Genomic DNA, 16,832 nt, shown 5'->3' with positions numbered 1-16,832 from the left:
CCTGACCGGTCCGTCGTCACCGCCTGCGCGCCTGCTGCCTGCCTGGGCGACCGGCCCTCGGCCGGGAAGCTGCCAGGTGTGGACCGGGGGTGTCAGTTGCCTGCCGGGGATCCGGAGGCGACCGGTGCCCGCCGGGTGTGCGGGGGCCGCCGGACGACGAGTGCCGCGAGGGCGCCCGCAAGGAACAGGGCCAGTACCGAGACGGCCGTGCCCAGCCAGCTCGCGCCCAGCCACTGGCCGCCGAAGTAGCCGAGGCTCACGCTGTAGGTCGCCCAGGCAACCCCGGCCAGCGCCGACCAGGGCAGGAACTCCCGCACCTTGCGGTGGGCGGCGCCCGCACCCAGGGAGACGACCGAGCGGCCTGCCGGGGCGAAGCGGGCGATGACGACGAGGGCGCCACCACCGCGGCTGAGGGCCGCGCCGAGGCGCTCCTGTGCGGTGGTGAGACGGCGGGAGCGGGCGATGGCCCGGTCCAGACGGTCGCCGCCACGCCATGCGAGGCGGTACGCGACGAGGTCGCCGAGCACCGAGGCGGTGGCCGCGCTCAGGGTCAGCACCAGCAGGGAAGGCACTTGCCGCGTGGCCTCGTCGGCGGTGGCGGTGACCGTCGTCGAGCTCGCCGCGGCGGCCGTCGCCGCCGTGATCACCAGCACACCGCTGGGCAGGACGGGCAGGAAGACGTCCAGAAGTACCGAGAGGGCGACCACTGCGTAGATCCATGGGCTGCCGGTCAGCGCACCCACACTCTCGAGCACCTTCTACTCCCCGTCCGTTTCCCCATGTCACCGTGTCAACACCGCGGCGTCGCAGGGGAGCGGCAGGAGCGGCAGGGTCAGCGGTTCAGGGTACGCCTGCCGTTTCCCCGGAGTTCGCCGTGGGGCGGATGATGTTGTGCAGGTCACGTGCGCCCCGGCCCCCGCGACGGCGGGGTACCGGGGCGTACGTGATCCGGGCCGGCGGCCGGCCGGTCAGACGGGGACGACCGGGGAGTTCTCGTGGGGGCGCCGGTCCTCGCGGGCGGCGCCGGTGCGGGAGGAGAAGAGCCGGTCCACGGCCACGGCGCCGGGGCCCGTGAAGACCAGCAGAAGGAAGGCCCAGCAGAAGACGGCCGACGCTTCGCCGCCGTTCTGCAGGGGGAACAGCGATTCAGGCTGGTGAACCTTGAAGTACGCGTACGCCATGGATCCGGAGGCGACGAGGGCGGCTATGCGGGTGCCGAGGCCGAGCGCGACCAGGGTGCCGCCGACGAGCTGGATCACGGCCGCGTACCAGCCCGGCCAGGTGCCGGAAGGTACGGTGCCGCCGCCCATCGCGCCGCCGAGGACGCCGAAGAGCGAGGCGGCGCCGTGGCAGGCGAAGAGGAAACCGATGACGGCACGGAAGAGTCCGAGTGCGTAGGGCTGTGCCCTGTTCAGACGTGCGGACATGGGGGGTTGGCTCCTTCGGTCTGGGGACGTGAACCGATCGGGGCCCTTCAGGTTAGGTAGACCTCATTATTACTTGCAAGTTCAACATATTCGCAACTGGCCGAAAGCGGTCAGTTGTTCGACGTCAGAGTGCGCTCCAGGACGGTCTCCAGCTGCGCGCCTGTGGGCCGTTGTCTGGCCTGAACCAATGTCAGCGCAGCTTTCCGGCCATGCAGGGTGAGGGCCATCAGCTGGTTGCCGAACCATGGTCCGCCCGTCCTGCGCCAGCGCATCGGCGGCGCTCCCGTCCGGCCGTGGAGCGCCAGCGCGCGTCCCAGCCACCGGCCGGGCGTGCTCCAGCCGAAACGGAATCCGGCTCTTATCGTGGCGGGGATCGAGTTGTGCACGGGGGAGCAGGTCAACTGCAGTATGCGTGCGCCTGGAGTGGCGCCCGGTACGGGATCTGGCCAGTGGGGTTCGGCGATGTACGCATGGTGCACATCGCCCGAGAGCACGCAAACCGTGGCAGGAGCGTGGGGCCCACCGGCCACCTGCCGCAGCAGTTCCGTCAACTCGTTGAAGGATTCGGGGAAGGCCGCCCAATGCTCCAGGTCAGAGGCGCGGCGTACCTTCTCCCCGAAGCGCGCCCAGCGCCCGTCCGGGCCGCCGCGCTCGCCCCGGCACAGCGCGGCGTTCCAGCTCTCCGCATCATGGATGAGCGGCGGCAGCAGCCACGGCAGCGACGTGCCGATCAGTAGATGGTCGTACGCGTCAGGGTCGGCGAGGGCCTCGTCGCGCACCCAGCGTGCCTCTCCCGCGTCGAGCATCGACCGCTGCTGCTCGCCGAGAACGCGGGCCGCCCGGGTGTCCACCATCAGCAGCCGTACTCGGCCGAAAACACGCCGGTAGCTCCACCGGGTGTGTGTGGGATCGGCGTCGGCCCGGGCGGCATGGTCCCGCAGTACTTCGGTGGCGTCCGGGACGGCGCGCACCGCCGCGTACAGCGGGTCGGCCTCCAGGGCCTCGGGGGAGAGATTGCCGAGGTGCTGGTACACCCAGTACGACATCAGGCCACTGACGATCCGTTCGTGCCACCAGGGCGTGCGGCGTATGTCCTCGAGCCAGGCGGCGCTGGTGTTCCAGTCGTCGATGACGTCGTGGTCGTCGAAGATCATGCAGCTGGGGACCGTGGAGAGCAGCCACCGCACGTCCGGGTCGCGCCAGGACTCGTCGTAGAGGTGGGTGTACTCCTCGTAGTCCGCGACCTCCGCGCCGGGAGGCTCGTTCAGGTCGCGGCGTGCGGCGATCCGGCGCCGGGTGGCCTTCGACGTCTCGTCCGCGTACACCTGATCGCCGAGCAGGAGGAGCACGTCGGGGCGTACGGCCGTGGGGTCGTTGGCGAGTTCGACGGCCAGGGTGTCGAGGGCGTCCGGGCCGATGGGGTCTCCACTGCGCAGCCGGGAGCGCGGGTCGTGGTCCGGCTTCGGCGGGGCCGCCCAGCGGCAGGAACCGAAGGCGATCCGGACGGGTCCGGCCTCCTCGGGCTGCGGAACGGCGGGTGTGGTGATGGTGCTCGCGGGGAAGCCGGAATCCTCGGGCGGCCAGACGCGGCGGCCGTCGAGGAGCACCTCGTAGGCCGTGGTCGAGTCGGGCGTCAGGCCCGTGACCACGACCAGCGCGTAGTGGTGCCCCTCCACCGCGAAGGTCGGGGTGGAACCCGACGCGCCGTCCGCGCAGCGGACCTCGGCCGTGCAGGGCCGGCTCGCTTCGACCCAGACCGTCGCCCGGGAACCGGACTCCCAGTCGACGTACCGCAGCAGTGGTCCCAGGCGTAGCCCGGCCATGTGTGCCCTCCTCGCGTCGCCGTGACCGATGGCTCCGTACGGTACGGGTCGCCGTGACCGATGGCTCCGTAGGGTACGGAACGACGGAGGAGGGCGTGTTGGTTCCGCTCCGCGGGTCCCTGCCCAGCGGCAGCCTGCCGGGGAGCGGCTCCGCGGCCGCTCGGTGTCAGCAGCCGTTCAGCACGGACTGCAGCGCGCTCTTCTCGGTCGAGTCGACGCTCATGCCGTAGTAGTGCTTCACGTGCACCCAGGCGCGTGCGTAGGTGCAGCGGTACGCGGTGCGGGACGGCAGCCACTCGCCCGGGTCCTGGTCGCTCTTGGACTGGTTGACGTTGTCCGTGACCGCGATGAGCTGAGGGCGGGTCAGGTCGTTGGCGAAGGCCTGGCGCTGGGCCGTGGTCCAGCCGCTCGCGCCGGAGCGCCATGCCTCGGCCAGCGGGACCATGTGGTCGATGTCCAGGTCGGCGGCGGCGGTCCAGGTGGCGCCGTCGTACTGCGAGTACCAACTGCCGCTGGTCGCGGCGCAGGCGGAGTCCTGGACGACGTTCGTGCCGTCGCGCTTCAGGACGACCTCGCGGGTGTTGCAGGCGCCCGACTGGGTGATCCAGTGCGGGAACTTGTCGCGGCTGTAGCCGGTGGAGGAGCCCTCTGCGGAGACGGTGAGCTGGCCGAGGTACGTGCGGGCGGTCGACGCGCTGACCGGCGTGGGCATGGCGGCCTGGGCGGCCGGGGCGGAGAGGAGCCCGGTGGTGGCGGCGAGTGCGGCGGAGGCGGCGACGACGGCTATGCGACGCGCGTAGATACCGGACATAAGAACTCCCTTGATGTGGGGGGAACTTGGGCGGGCGACCTGTGGGCATGGTCATCGTGGCGGCGCCGGATTTCCAGGGGATGGTCGCCAGGTAACAGAGTGGCGACATGCGCACGTCACATCAAGGGGTAGGGCGGCTCGGTCTGACGTCCGGCCCGAAGTCTGTTCGAGAAAGGGATCCGGCGGCGGGACGACCCGGCCGGGCACGCGCGATCCCGTTCCGGGTGGTTCGTGGCGGTGTGAGCAGGCGGGGTACCCAAAACACCTAGGCTGGCCGGGTGTTGCTTCCGGTCACTCCCACGCTCGGTATCGCTCTCGCCGTGCTCCTGGTGTTCGCCGCGATCGTTGCCGCAGGGGCCTCGCTCGGGCGCGCGAGGGAGATCGTCGTCGCCGGGCTGAGGGCCGCGGTGCAACTCACCGTCGTCTCCCTGCTCATCGGCTGGGTGGTGCGCTCGGCGGGGCCGCTCCTCGGCTTCCTGGCGCTGATGTTCGCGGTGGCGGTGTGGACGGCCGGGCGGCGGATCACCACCAACCGCACCTGGTGGTGGGCGGCGCTGCCCATCGGTGCCGGAGTCGTCCCCGTGGTCGGTGCGCTGCTGCTCACCGGGCTCGTCCCGGTGCGGGGCATCGCGCTGATCCCGGTCACGGGCATTCTCATCGGGGGCGCGCTCACCGCGACCGTGCTCGGCGGGCGGCGCGCGCTGGACGAACTCGGGACCCGGTGGGGTGAGGTCGAGGCCGGCATGGCGCTCGGCCTTCCCGACCGGGACGCCCGGCTGGAGATCGCCCGTCCGGCGGCGTCGGACGCGCTCCTGCCGGGGCTGGACCAGACCCGGACCGTGGGGCTCGTCACGCTCCCCGGCGCCTTCGTGGGCATGCTGCTGGGCGGCGCCTCACCCGTGGAGGCGGGCGCCGTGCAGCTGTTCGTCCTGGTGGCACTGATGGCGGTGCAGACGGTTGCCGTCGCGCTGGTCCTGGAACTGGTGGCGCGGGGGCGCCTGCGCCGCGGATGAGACGTGCGGCGTGCGAGGGACAGGGCGTGAGGCGGACGGGGCGTGCGGGGTGTGGCGCGCCGACGTGAAGCGCGCGAGCAATGCGAGGGGTGCGAGGGGGTGCGGCTAGCGGGCGTCGATGTGCAGACGGATCGAACCGTCGCCGACCGCTTCCACCCGGAGCTGCGTCAGGTCCTCGACGTGGGCGTCCGGGGAGAGCGCTGCCGCGCGCGGGCCGATGCCCACGACCCGCATGCCGGCCGCCCGGCCGGCGGCGATGCCCGCCTCGGAGTCCTCGAAGACGATGCAGTCCGCCGGGTCGAAGCCCAGCTCGGCCGCACCCTTGAGGAAGCCCTCGGGGTCCGGCTTGCTGGCGCCGACCAGTTCGGCTGTGACCCGGATCTCCGGCATCGGCAGGTCAGCGGCCGTCATGCGGGCCCGGGCGAGCGCCGCGTCGGCCGAGGTCACGAGCGCGTGCGGCAGGCCGGCGAGGGATGCCATGAAGGCGGCGGCGCCACCGATGGGCACCACGCCGTCGATGTCGGCGGTCTCCTCGGCGAGCATGACCCGGTTCTCCGCGTAGTTCTGCTCCATGGGGCGGTCCGGCAGCAGGGCGGCCATCGTGGCGTACCCCTGGCGTCCGTGGACCACCTTGAGGGCCGCCTCGGGGTCGAGGCCCTGCTTCAGTGCCCATCGTCGCCAGCAGCGCTCCACCACCGCGTCGGAATTCACGAGGGTGCCGTCCATGTCCAACAGGAGGGCGCGGGCTTCGAGGACGGTGGCCGACATCGGCGGGCTCCAGAGCGCGGGGGGTGCGACCGGCACGGGGCAGGTCAAGAGAACAAGCGGCCCCGCCCGCCGGTCAGGGGAAACGGGCGGAGGCCACTTTGTTCCACCACGATACAAAAACCGTCGCCGGAACGCCAATCCCGCGGACCGGGCCGCCCTGTCCACCCGGCCCCGGGCGCCCCCTCCCGTACGCCAGGGCCGCACTCCCCGTCCATCCGCGCGTCAGGACCGCCGCCCCTCGCCGGTCGTCTGCGCCTCCAGTGCGCGACGGGTCTCGGGCCCGTACACACCCGGCGGATCGTTCCGGACCGACACCCAGGTCTGGAATTCGCGGACAGCCCGTTCCACGCGCTCCGAGTACTCCCCGTCGTCCGGCTCCCGGTAGATCCAGATCTCCTGCAGCCGGCGCTGGAGCTCGGCGACCTCCGCGCCCTCGTCCCCGCGCCGCAGCGTGGGCCCGGCGATCTGGGCGGGCGGCGCCGACGTCTCGTCCACGGACCGCGTCGGGGTCGCCGAGGGCGACGGTGTCCGCGAGGCAGTGGCGGAAGGCGACGCCGACGGGCTCTTCGACGCGGACGCCGAGGGGGACGACGACGCCGACGCGGAGGCGGACCGTGAGGGTGTCGCGGAGGGGGACGCGGACGGCGACTCCGACACGGAGCCCGCAGGTCCGCTCGCGTCCGGGACGCTCGTCGCGACCTCGGGCAGCGCCTCCTCCCGGCTGTCGTCCCTGTCGAACAGGCCGCCCGCGAAGGCGGCCGTCCCCACCACCGCGGCCACAGCGGCTCCCGCGGCGAGGACGGCGAACGGCCGCCGTCGGCGCGGTTGAACGGGTTCGGGGCCGCTGCCGGCGTAGGCGGCGGCGGTACGCCGACGGGTCTCGTCCGCCGGGACGGCGTCGGGCAACGGGCCCGCGGTGCCTCCCCTCGCACCGGCACCTGCCGCGCCGGCACCCGTCGCACCGGCACCCGCCGCACCGCCCATGAAGATCGGCATCGTCGTGGCCGTCGCGGGCGCGGCGTGCTCCTGCCCGGCGTCGCTCGTCAGCGTCACGTACGGCCGGATCCGGAGCGGGTCGAAGTCCTCGGCCGCGGCCATCTCGGCCGAGAACGCGGCCCGGTGCTCCTCGCCGGGCGACCGGTCCGCACGGGCCCCACAGGCACACCGGTGCCCCGTGCTCCCGGGGCCCGCACCCCCGGGTCCCGGTCTCGCACTCTGCTCGCCGCCGCACTCCGGGCATGTATGTCCGGTCATCGTGGGTTCCCCTCCCCTTTGAACTGCTGCGATTATGCAGGCCGCCGCAGGGAAGCCCAACGCCCGCACCGCTGCTCGGCAGGCCATAACGGGACACAGCGGCCAGGATGGGGGAGAAGCGGACCCGAGGAGACGTTCATGGCCCAGCAGCTGAGCCCGCAGCCCCTTGCACCGGGCGAGGGCAGGTCCCGGCGAAGTGTCCTGGTGGCCATCGGCGCACTGCTCCTCGGCATGCTGCTCGCCGCACTCGATCAGACCATCGTCTCCACCGCACTGCCGACGATCGTCAGCGAGCTGGGCGGCCTGGACCATCTGTCCTGGGTGGTCACCGCCTACATGCTGGCGGCGACGGCGGCGACCCCGCTCTGGGGCAAGCTCGGCGACCAGTACGGCCGCAAGAAGCTCTTCCAGACGGCCATCGTCATCTTCCTCATCGGCTCGGCCCTCTGCGGCATGGCCCAGAACATGCCGCAGCTGATCGGCTTCCGCGCGCTCCAGGGACTCGGCGGCGGCGGGCTGATGGTGCTGTCCATGGCCATCGTCGGAGACATCGTCGCGCCGCGCGAGCGTGGCAAGTACCAGGGGCTGTTCGGCGCGGTCTTCGGTGTGACCAGTGTCCTGGGGCCGCTGCTGGGCGGCTTCTTCACCGAGCACCTCAGCTGGCGCTGGGTCTTCTACATCAACCTGCCCGTCGGGGTCGTCGCGCTGCTCGTCATCGCGGCGGTGCTGCACATTCCGGTCCGCCGCACCAAGCACACCATCGACTACCTGGGCACCTTCCTCATCGCCTCCGTCGCCACCTGCCTGGTCCTCGTCGCCTCACTCGGAGGCACCACCTGGGCCTGGGACTCCGTCAAGATCGTCGCCCTCGCGGTCCTTGCCGTGGTGCTCCTCGTGGCGTTCATCGCCGTCGAGCGCCGGGCGGCCGAACCGGTGCTGCCCCTGAAGCTGTTCCGGATCAGGACCTTCAGCCTCGTCGCCGTCATCAGCTTCATCATCGGTTTCGCGATGTTCGGTGCGATGACGTATCTGCCGACCTTCCTCCAGGTGGTGCACGGCATCACACCGACGATGTCCGGTGTGCACATGCTGCCGATGGTCTTCGGCATGCTCATCACCTCGACCGCCTCCGGACAGATCGTCAGCCGGACGGGCCGCTGGAAGGTCTTCCCGCTCGTCGGAACCGCTCTCACCGCAGCCGGTCTGATGCTGCTCCACCAGCTGTCGGAGACCAGCTCCACCTGGCAGATGAGCATCTGCTTCTTCGTCTTCGGCTCCGGGCTCGGCCTGGTGATGCAGGTGCTGGTGCTGGTCGCGCAGAACGCCGTCAGTTACGAGGATCTCGGCGTCGCCACGTCCGGAGCGACCTTCTTCCGGTCCATCGGCGCCTCGTTCGGCGTGGCCGTCTTCGGCACCATCTTCACCACGCGGCTCACCGGCAAACTCGGCGACGCGCTCGCCGGGCGCTCCCTGCCGCCCGGGGTCGACGCCGAAGCCCTTGCCGCCGACCCACGGGCCATCAGCCGGCTCCCGGCCGACCTGCGCCCCTCGGTCCTCAGCGCGTACTCGACCTCGATCACCGACGTCTTCCTCTACGCGGCCCCCGTCGTCGTGGTCGCCTTCGTCGTCGCCTGGTTCCTCAGGGAGGACCCCCTGCGCGGTTCCGTGACGGCCCCCGACACCAGCGAGACCCTGGCGTCGAACCCGGTCCACCGCTCCTCGTACGACGAGTGCGCCCGCGCCCTTTCGGTGCTCGCCACCCGGGAGGGACGCCGGGAGATCTACGAGAAGATCACCGCCAGGGCCGGGTACGACCTGCTGCCCGCGTCCAGCTGGCTGTTGCTGCGGATCAAGCGGCACGGCACCGTCGAACCCGCCAGGCTCGCGGAGGCGGCCCCCGTGCCGTTGCGGGTGATCACCGAGGCGTCCCGCCAGGTGGAGGGGCGCGGCCTGGTCCGGCGCGAGGGCCTGCAGATGGTGCTCACCGACCTGGGCGCCGAGGCCGTCGTCAAGCTGTCGAAGGCCCGTGAGGACTCCCTGGCCGAGATGCTGGGGGACTGGTGGGGTCCGGAGCGGCCCACCGACCTGGTGCATCTCGTGGCGGAGCTCACCGCCGAGGTGAGCGGGTCGAGCAAGGAACGGCCGCACATGCCCGAACCGCCCCGCGACCACTTGGCCTGACGGCATGGTGGCCTCACCGGTCCCAGCACATGGGCGTGACGCGTGACGCGGGCTCACAACTCCTTGGCGAACCAGTGCTCCGCGTACGGCCCTTGGTTGAACGCCGGAACCTCCCGGTAGCCGTGCTTCGCGTACAGCCCGCGCGCCTCGACCAGGTCGTTGCGGGTGTCCAGCCGGATCTGCCGCACTCCCAAGGAACGTGCCGCACTCTCGATCGCCGCCAGCAGCAGCCCGCCGCCCCCGGTGGAGCGGAACCCGGGGCGTACGAACACCCGGGTCAGCTCCGCGGTCCCCGCGTCGGCCAGGCGCAGCCCCGCGCAGCTCGCCGCCTTGCCGCCGTACCGGCCGACGAGGAACTCGCCGGTGGGCCGCGCGAGGAGTTCGACGCCGTCGCCGGTCAGCCCCTCGTCGATCTCACCGGTGGTCGCCGGCCGTCCCCAGTAGCGGCTCGCCACCTCGTCGTAGTAGTCCCTGCGCAGGAGCTCCGCATCGGGCGTGTCGAAGCGTTCGGGGGCGACGATCCAGGTCATTGGTTCATTCTGGCTCGGGTGTGACCGGATGACGAACCATTAATACGTGCAGGGGGCAGCGATGGTGCGGGACTCGGACCCGGCGACCCGGGCGGCAGTGGTGCAGCGGCTCGGCGAGCAGTGGATACGGGAGTTGGCGGGGGCGGGTCCGCAGGACGGCTTCGTCTGCTCGCCGGCCGGACTGTGGCTGGCTATGGCCGCCGTCGCGGCCGGAGCCCGCGGGGCGACGGCCGGTGAACTCCGCGCGCTGCTCGGGGTGGCGGACGTGGAGGCGGCCGCCGTCGTGACGGAGGCGGCGCGGGAGTGGGGGCGTACCGAGGCGCTGAGGGTGGCGACCCGGGTGTGGAGCAGGGTGCCCGTCCGTCAGGAGTACACGGACGCGCTGCCGGACATCGGCTTCGGGCCGGTCGGCACGGGCGAGATCGACGCCTGGGTGCGCGAGCGGACCGGCGGCCTGATCGAACGGCTGCCGTTGCAGCTGGACGGTGTCGCTCTCGCGCTGGTCAACGCGTTGGCCCTGAAGGCGCTCTGGGAGACCCCGTTCGACGTGAACCGCACCCGTGAGGTCCCGTTCACCGACGCGGCGGGCAGGACCCGCCCGGCAGCGACGATGCACGCGACGGTGCCGCTTCGGGACGCGTGGACGGTGGCGGGCGCGAACGTCGTGGAGCTCCGCTGCCGTACGGAGCCGGGCGGGGCGGCTCCGGCACGGGTCAGGCTCGCCCTCGGGGAGCCCGGCGCGGGGGCGGCGCAGGTCCTGCCGCTCGCGTGGGCCCCTCGGGAGGGGGGTGCCCCGCTGGATGCCGACCAGGTGACCATCGGAGTTCCTCGATTCACCCTGCGTACGCACGTCCAGGTCACCGAACAGCTGCCCGCGCTCGGTGTACGGCTCGCGACCAGCGCGGCCGAAGCGGACTTCTCGGGACTGTCGCCCCAGCCCCTCCACATCTCGGAGGTGGTCCAGGAGGCCGTGCTGAAGATCGCCGAGGAGGGTGTGGAGGCCGCCGCGGTCACCGTCGTGGCGATGCGGCGCGCGGCGGCGCCCCGGCCGCGGGTGGTGCGGCACCTCGCGTTCGACCGCCCGTTCGGGATCGTCGTCCTGGACGGCTCCGCGGACGTGCCCCTGTTCGCGGGCTGGCAGGCGGGCGCCCCCACGTACGAGGGCTGACGGGCAACCGGACCGCCCGACTCCGGGCGCCGCACAGGGACGGCTTTCATGTTCTGAGCATTCTTTCGGGCAAAAGCGGGGTGTCAGTCAGGTGAAGAGGGGGTGATTGTGTCTTCGTGATGGGGCAATGCGAGGCTTCATCCGCACATACCCGGGTCGAGGGGACGGTGCACGAACGGTGGGAGGGGCGGCGCGCGTGGCAGAAGCGGAGCGCAGTGTGCGGGGGAACACGACGGCGGACCTGGGGGCGAGGACCGGGGCGGCCAGGACCGTGCTCTGGCTGCTCGTGGCCGTGCTGGCCGTACGGCAGATGGCGGTGGTGCTGCGGCAGCCGCCCGGCGAACGCCTCACCGACCTGGAGACCTGGATCGGTGAGAACGGGGTCCTGCACGTCGCCGGATCCGTGTACGACTCCGGCCGGTTCACCGGTACCCCCTTCGCGGGGCTGGTGCTGAAGCCCTTGACGGCCTCGGCCGAGCAGACCCTCGGCGTCGTGTGGACCTTCGGGTCCCTGCTGCTCGTCGCGGCGCTCGGCCTGGTCGCCGCCCGCGCCCTGCCCACCCCCGTGAGCCGCCGCACCACGTTCCTCGCGGCGCCCGTCGCGATCGCCCTGCTCATGCTGTCGCTGCCCGTCCGCAACGCCCTGTACCTGGGACAGACCAGCATCCTGCCCGTCCTGCTGGTGCTCGTCGCCTGCTTCGCCGTGCGCGGCGAACGCCTCCCCGGTGTCCTCATCGGCATCGCCGCGGCCCTCCAGCCGGTCGTCCTGCTCTTCGCCGGGCTGCTCTGGCTCACCGGCCGGAGACAGGCCGCGGTGACCGGCGGTGCCGCGTTCGCCGCCTGCACCGCCCTGGCCGCGGCGGCGATGCCGCACGACTCCTGGACCTACTGGGTCCACCACGTCGCGGGCGCCGGGCTCGGCGACAGCCCGGACAGCCTGGCCAACCAGTCCCTGCACGGCGCGCTGCTCCGCCTCGGGTTCGAAGGCCCCCTGGAGATCGCGCTCTTCCTCGCCCTGGCCGCAGCCGTCACCTTCATCGGGCTGCGGCGCGCGGTGCGCTACGCCCGGGACGGACAGCTGCTCCTCGCCGTCGCCGTCACCGGCTGTGTGGCCGTCGCCGTCTCGCCGACCGCCTGGCAGCACCAGCTGCTCTGGGTCCTCCTCGCCGTCGTCGGACGGGTCGGCACCCGGGCGTCGGACCGGCTGGTCTGGCCGGCCGTCGTGGTGCTCGTCCTCACGCTGCCCGGGAAGATGCTGCTGCCGAACATCGGCGCGCTCCTTCCCGTACGCGACAACGTGCTGCTCATCGCGGCGCTCGGCGCGGCCTGCGTGGCGCCGTTCCTGTCGCGCACCTCGCCGCACTGGCAGCGGCCGATCCCCACGGACTACGCCCAGCCCGTCGCCTCGCGCTTCCGACACGTGCCGCTGCTGCCGTTCTGGCGGAGGGTGCTCAGCCGGCCCAACCTGCTGCTGGAACTCCTGCTGATCCGGGTCGTCTACTCCGCGTACGCGAAGGTGCGGCTGGCGGCCACCGCGGGCCGCCCCACGGCCGAGGAGCACGGCCGGCAGATCCACTCCCTCGAGCAGTGGCTCCACATCGACATCGAGCACTGGGCCAACCACGCGGTCGTGGAAATCACCTGGCTGCGGGACTTCTTCGACTACTACTACTCGACGTTCCACTTCATCGTGCCGCTCGCGATCCTCGGCGTGCTGTACGTACGGAGGCCCACGGACTACCGCTGGGCCCGCAGTTCCATCGGCTTCGCCACGGTCCTCGCCCTGATCGGCTTCTGGCTCTACCCGCTGGCCCCGCCGCGGCTGATGCCGGGCCTCGGCTTCATCGACACCGTCCACGGCGTCCAGGACTTCGCCAAGCCGGACTACGGGACGCTGACCTCGATGACCAACCAGTACGCGGCGATGCCGTCGCTGCACTTCGGCTGGTCGCTGTGGTGCGGTGTGGTGATCGTGATGCTCGCGCCGAAGGCGTGGATGAAGGCGCTCGGCCTGCTGCACCCGCTCTTCACGGTCTCCGCCATCGTCGCCACGGGCAATCACTGGGTCCTGGACGCGGTCGGCGGCGCGGCCGTCGTGGGCATGGGCTTCGGCCTGACGTACGTGCTGTCCGGGCCCCGCACGCTCCGGCGCGAGCCGGCCGCGGCAGAGGGTCCCGCGGCCGGAGCCGGGCGTGCGGAGGATGCCGGGAGCCCGATGGGTGAACCGGTGGGCAGCGAACGCTGACGTGCTCAGGTCCTATCGGGCTTGGGCGGCACGTTTGGTGTAGGAGGTGACCAGCACGGTTTCCATGCGGTCGACGCCGTCGAGTGAACCGATGCGGTCGGTGAGATAGGTGTGAAGGGCACCGGCGTCCCGGCAGACGGCGATGGCGAACACGTTGTGGGGGCCGGTCGTGCTGCCGACGAAAGCCGCTTCGGGATCGGCGGCCAGGGCCCGGGCGACGCTGCCGGTCCGGGCGGGCGTGACGGTCAGCCAGAGCAGGCACTGCACGGAGAAGCCGAAGAGGCGCGAGTCGATCTCGACGTCGAACCGGAGGACACCCGACCGCCGGAGCTCGTCCAGACGGCGGCGGACGGCGGATTCCGACCAGCCGACCTGCCGGGCGAGATCCGGGTAGGCGGCACGGCCGTCCGCGGCGAGGGCGGGGAGCAGCCGGCGGTCGAGGTCGGTGAGGGGGACCGGAGCGGTACCGGCGGTCGAAGCCGGCCTCAGCGCGGCGATCTGCTCCTCGGTGAGCGCCGATGTCCGGCCTGTCCAGCGGTGGTCCATCGCCGGGCCCAACAGTCGCTGCGCGTCGATCCGCGTGCCCTGCGGAAGGCGGCCCAGAGCGCCCAGGGGTGCCGGGCCCTCCTCGGCGACGTGGAAGACGCAGATGATCTCGGTGCCGCTGGAAGCGAGGGTCACCCAGGCGGTGTCGGGGCGACGGGCCAGCGTGCGGGCGAGCGGGACGACGGCCGAAGGCGGGACGCGCAGGCGCACCAACCAGTCGGCACGGCCGGTGCGGTGGCTGTCGGTCACTCCGGCGACGCGGGCGATCCCGGTGGTTCGGAGCCGGCCGAAGCGGCGGGCCACGGTGCGGTCGGAGACATCGAGAACGGCGGCGATCCGGCTGAAGGCTGCGCGCCCGTCGAGTTGGAGGGCGTGCAGGAGTCGCAGATCGAGTGCGTCCAGCGTGACCGAATCCACCGGGCCAGTGTAGGGCGGTGTCGGATGGCGGCGTGGCAGGGGGAGTTGGGGATCCGGAGCTCGCAGCCGGTGCAGCATCGAGCTCATGGCAGCGCTGTTCGACCGGTGCGCACGGTAACGACGGCCGCCACGCCTGGAGTTCACGCCGCGACGCGACTGAACCCCTCCTGTGCAGTCCTGTTCGCCCAGCTCATTCCGTCTCTGTCGGAGGTCACCTGTGTTCGGAACCCTCATGCTCCTTGCCGGCCCGACCCTGGGATGTCGCCTCCTCGGCCTGCTGGGTGTCGGCCGGTTCGCGGGCTGGCGAACCAGTGCGGCACACGGCCTCGCTGTCATGCTCGTGGCCACCGCGACCGCGCACTTCGCCCCCAGGGGAATGGGCATGATGCCCGGTCACGACGACATGGCAGCCATGGTGCCGCCCTTCGTCCCGTTCCCCCGCGTGATGGTCTACCTGACCGGGGTGCTGGAACTCGCCGGCGCTGTCGGCCTCGTCCGGACCGCGACGCGCAGGGCGGCCGGGATCGGCCTGACAGTGCTCTTCGTGCTGATGTTCCCGGCCAATGTCTACGCCGCCGTCGAGAGCATCCCGTTCAACGGTGACCCGGCAACGCCCCTGTGGTTCAGGATTCCCGAGCAACTGGTCTTCATCGCCGTCGCCCTGTGGGCGGCCACCGATACCCGTGACACCACCCGCCGACCGTGGCCGGGCGTGATCCGGCGCCGCACCGACGCCACCGCCGCGGTCCGCCGATGACGGGTGCGGACTCTTGGGGGCCTGCGGAAGTGGCCGAAGGGGTACCGGGAGACTTCCGCCTCCTGGTACCCCTTCGGCCGGGATCGCCGCGTCTGTCCAGCATCCGCCCGAAACCGCAGAGCCGCCACTCGAACGGCTCAGCCGTGCGACGGTCCCAGCGCCCAGGCCGCCAGGGACAGCGTGGCCATCGACACGATCGTGGACACCACCACCGAATTGCGGGCGAGCGTGGTGTCCAGCCCGTACTGCCCGGCGTAGATGAAGGCGTTCTGGGCGGTCGGCAGGGCGGAGCACAGCACGACCGCGAGGAGCTGGGGCCCGGGGAGGTCCAGGAGCAGGGGGCCGCCGACGGCAAAGGCGATCACGGGCTGCACGAGCGTCTTGAGAGCCACGACCGTCCCCAGTTCCGCCCGGCTTACCGGGGCCGTACATGCCGCCGGTTCCGGTCGGGTGTGCAGCGACAGGCCCAGCGTGATCAGGGCCGTAGGAACCGCTGCGGACCCCAGCAGATCGCAGGAGTGGGTGAACACCTCAGGCAGCCGAAGCCCTGTGGCCGACACGCAGACGCCGAGCAGCGAGGCCATGATGACGGGGTTGCGGACCGGCATGGTCAGCATGCGGCGCAGTCCCGCACGCCAGTGGGCGCTACCCCGGTCCGTGCCGGAGTCCAGCAGCGTCAGGATCACCGGCGACACCACCAGCACCTGGAACAGGATGACCTGGGCGACGAACGACGCGTCGCCCAGCACCTGGACGGCCACCGGAATGCCGAGGTTGGCCGAGTTCACGTAGCCCGAGGCCATCCCGCTGATCGCGCCGTCGGCCGTCTTGCGGCCGAAGAAGCGCCGGGCCACCAGCAGGCCGAGACCGGAGACGAGTACCGTGCCCGCGGCGAAAGCGATCACCGTCGCGTTCACGAAGGAACCCAGGCGTGCGTCCGAGACCATCATGAACAAGGCCGCGGGCATGGCCACATGGAAGACGAAGCGGCCGAGTACGGCCTCGGCCTGTTCCCCGAGAAGCCGCCCCCGCCCGGCTGCGTAACCGATGGCGGTCAGCGTCCAGATGGGGGCGAAGGCGGAGAGCAGGTCATGCATGCGGCTCATGATCCCTGCGTGCCGTGGTCAGGCCGTACGGGGGGCCGGGCCGGACGGAACGGGTGCGCATGCCGAAGGGCCCCGACCGATTCACCGGTCGGGGCCCTTCGGCATGCTGATGTCAGTGGTGCGGCGGGATCAGTACCAGCCGTTGGACTGCCAGAAGTCCCAGGCGCCGCACGGGCTGCCGTAACGGTCCTCCATGTAGTCGACGCCCCACTTGATCTGCGTCTTGGCGTTGGTCTGCCAGTCGGAGCCCGCCGACGCCATCTTCGATCCCGGCAGGGCCTGGACCAGGCCGTACGCGCCCGAGGAGGCGTTGGAGGCGTGCACGTCCCAGTCGCTCTCGTGGTCCACGATCTTGTTGAAGCACTCGTACTGGGCGTTGTCGTCGATCATCTTCTTCGCCGTGTCCTGCGCGCTCGCCGCGGCCGTCGGAGCGGCGGCGGGGGCAGCGGCCATCGCCGGGGTCACGCCGAGGGCCAGTCCGGTGGCACCCAGCAGCACGGAGGCGCCGGTGACGGCGGCCTTGCGACGGGTGGTACGGGGCTGAGCGAGGATGCGACGGGCGAACGACACGTGGAACCTAACGTCGGGGACGGGGAGGTCGCGGCCGGCCCTGACGTGCGGGACCGGTACTCGTCGACCGCGGTCCGTCGGGGCGGACGCTGCGGTGCTCGGCGACGTCATCCATCGTGGGCGACGGGGTCCGGGCCGCGCAACGACGGCCGGTACGACCCTGCGTAGTACCCGGGGGACGAAGGCCCCGGACATTGCGCCGGAGACGGGGCCCGG

Annotated in this window: 15 protein-coding genes; 5 read left to right on the top strand and 10 right to left on the bottom strand. The window is 71.8% G+C overall.

What is annotated here, in order from left to right; genetic code table 11:
- Positions 1-92: 92 nt before the first annotated feature.
- From ABZS61_RS01320 to ABZS61_RS01305, 4 genes are all read right to left on the bottom strand, one after another.
- On the bottom strand, positions 93-755 hold the full coding sequence (locus ABZS61_RS01320) for a VTT domain-containing protein (protein ID WP_356414310.1): 663 nt from the start codon (positions 753-755) through the stop codon (positions 93-95).
- A gap of 213 nt (positions 756-968) precedes the next feature.
- On the bottom strand, positions 969-1,427 hold the full coding sequence (locus ABZS61_RS01315) for a DoxX family protein (RefSeq protein ID WP_356414307.1): 459 nt from the start codon (positions 1,425-1,427) through the stop codon (positions 969-971).
- A gap of 110 nt (positions 1,428-1,537) precedes the next feature.
- Positions 1,538-3,250 carry an alkaline phosphatase D family protein gene (locus ABZS61_RS01310; RefSeq protein WP_356414304.1) on the bottom strand — a complete coding sequence of 571 codons (1,713 nt, stop codon included), beginning with the start codon at positions 3,248-3,250 and terminating at the stop codon, positions 1,538-1,540.
- A 166-nt stretch (positions 3,251-3,416) separates the two neighbouring features.
- The gene (locus ABZS61_RS01305) at positions 3,417-4,061 is read right to left on the bottom strand and encodes an HNH endonuclease family protein (protein ID WP_356414301.1); all 645 of its coding nucleotides are present in this window, start codon (positions 4,059-4,061) and stop codon (positions 3,417-3,419) included.
- Positions 4,062-4,339: 278 nt separating this feature from the next.
- Between ABZS61_RS01305 and ABZS61_RS01300 the strand changes: the two genes are divergently transcribed.
- A complete protein-coding gene (locus tag ABZS61_RS01300; protein WP_356414298.1) occupies positions 4,340-5,074 on the top strand; it encodes an ABC transporter permease in 735 nt (244 codons plus the stop codon).
- 105 nt (positions 5,075-5,179) lie between these two features.
- Here the strand turns inward: ABZS61_RS01300 and ABZS61_RS01295 are convergent, their stop codons facing one another.
- Entirely contained in the window at positions 5,180-5,842 is a 663-nt protein-coding gene (locus tag ABZS61_RS01295; RefSeq protein WP_356414295.1) for an HAD-IA family hydrolase, read from the bottom strand.
- Between the two features lie 222 nt (positions 5,843-6,064).
- Positions 6,065-7,096 carry a peptidoglycan-binding domain-containing protein gene (locus ABZS61_RS01290; RefSeq protein WP_356414292.1) on the bottom strand — a complete coding sequence of 344 codons (1,032 nt, stop codon included), beginning with the start codon at positions 7,094-7,096 and terminating at the stop codon, positions 6,065-6,067.
- A gap of 138 nt (positions 7,097-7,234) precedes the next feature.
- On the opposite strand from ABZS61_RS01290, the gene ABZS61_RS01285 reads away from it, so the two are divergent.
- Positions 7,235-9,277: an MFS transporter gene (locus tag ABZS61_RS01285; protein WP_356414289.1), complete on the top strand. Its 2,043-nt coding sequence runs from the start codon at positions 7,235-7,237 to the stop codon at positions 9,275-9,277.
- A 53-nt stretch (positions 9,278-9,330) separates the two neighbouring features.
- Here the strand turns inward: ABZS61_RS01285 and ABZS61_RS01280 are convergent, their stop codons facing one another.
- On the bottom strand, positions 9,331-9,807 hold the full coding sequence (locus tag ABZS61_RS01280) for a GNAT family N-acetyltransferase (protein ID WP_356414286.1): 477 nt from the start codon (positions 9,805-9,807) through the stop codon (positions 9,331-9,333).
- A gap of 61 nt (positions 9,808-9,868) precedes the next feature.
- On the opposite strand from ABZS61_RS01280, the gene ABZS61_RS01275 reads away from it, so the two are divergent.
- Complete coding sequence (locus tag ABZS61_RS01275; RefSeq protein WP_356415121.1) at positions 9,869-10,975, top strand: serpin family protein; 1,107 nt, start codon at positions 9,869-9,871, stop codon at positions 10,973-10,975.
- Between the two features lie 196 nt (positions 10,976-11,171).
- The gene (locus ABZS61_RS01270) at positions 11,172-13,220 is read left to right on the top strand and encodes a bifunctional glycosyltransferase 87/phosphatase PAP2 family protein (protein ID WP_356414283.1); all 2,049 of its coding nucleotides are present in this window, start codon (positions 11,172-11,174) and stop codon (positions 13,218-13,220) included.
- Positions 13,221-13,232: 12 nt separating this feature from the next.
- On the opposite strand, the gene ABZS61_RS01265 is transcribed toward ABZS61_RS01270, so the two are convergent.
- Positions 13,233-14,183, bottom strand: a complete 951-nt coding sequence (locus ABZS61_RS01265; RefSeq protein ID WP_356414280.1) for an AsnC family transcriptional regulator — start codon at positions 14,181-14,183, stop codon at positions 13,233-13,235.
- Positions 14,184-14,400: 217 nt separating this feature from the next.
- Between ABZS61_RS01265 and ABZS61_RS01260 the strand changes: the two genes are divergently transcribed.
- Entirely contained in the window at positions 14,401-14,940 is a 540-nt protein-coding gene (locus ABZS61_RS01260) for a hypothetical protein (RefSeq protein WP_356414277.1), read from the top strand.
- Between the two features lie 137 nt (positions 14,941-15,077).
- Here the strand turns inward: ABZS61_RS01260 and ABZS61_RS01255 are convergent, their stop codons facing one another.
- Positions 15,078-16,046: an AEC family transporter gene (locus ABZS61_RS01255; RefSeq protein WP_356414274.1), complete on the bottom strand. Its 969-nt coding sequence runs from the start codon at positions 16,044-16,046 to the stop codon at positions 15,078-15,080.
- Positions 16,047-16,175: 129 nt separating this feature from the next.
- Positions 16,176-16,616: a lytic transglycosylase domain-containing protein gene (locus tag ABZS61_RS01250; RefSeq protein WP_356414271.1), complete on the bottom strand. Its 441-nt coding sequence runs from the start codon at positions 16,614-16,616 to the stop codon at positions 16,176-16,178.
- Positions 16,617-16,832 lie beyond the last annotated feature (216 nt).

This window comes from Streptomyces sp. NPDC005566, assembly GCF_040605575.1.
Classification (GTDB): Bacteria; Actinomycetota; Actinomycetes; order Streptomycetales; family Streptomycetaceae; genus Streptomyces.
The sequence above is the reverse complement of the archived record's forward strand: the minus strand, read 5'-3'. Positions and strand labels throughout refer to the sequence as shown.

Coding starts and splice junctions, on each gene's coding strand:
- ABZS61_RS01290 (WP_356414292.1), bottom strand. CDS start 7,096: ATGACCGGACATACATGCCCGGAGTGCGGCGGCGAGCAGAGTGCGAGA.
- ABZS61_RS01285 (WP_356414289.1), top strand. CDS start 7,235: ATGGCCCAGCAGCTGAGCCCGCAGCCCCTTGCACCGGGCGAGGGCAGG.
- ABZS61_RS01310 (WP_356414304.1), bottom strand. CDS start 3,250: ATGGCCGGGCTACGCCTGGGACCACTGCTGCGGTACGTCGACTGGGAG.
- ABZS61_RS01315 (WP_356414307.1), bottom strand. CDS start 1,427: ATGTCCGCACGTCTGAACAGGGCACAGCCCTACGCACTCGGACTCTTC.
- ABZS61_RS01280 (WP_356414286.1), bottom strand. CDS start 9,807: ATGACCTGGATCGTCGCCCCCGAACGCTTCGACACGCCCGATGCGGAG.
- ABZS61_RS01275 (WP_356415121.1), top strand. CDS start 9,869: ATGGTGCGGGACTCGGACCCGGCGACCCGGGCGGCAGTGGTGCAGCGG.
- ABZS61_RS01255 (WP_356414274.1), bottom strand. CDS start 16,046: ATGAGCCGCATGCATGACCTGCTCTCCGCCTTCGCCCCCATCTGGACG.
- ABZS61_RS01295 (WP_356414295.1), bottom strand. CDS start 5,842: ATGTCGGCCACCGTCCTCGAAGCCCGCGCCCTCCTGTTGGACATGGAC.
- ABZS61_RS01305 (WP_356414301.1), bottom strand. CDS start 4,061: ATGTCCGGTATCTACGCGCGTCGCATAGCCGTCGTCGCCGCCTCCGCC.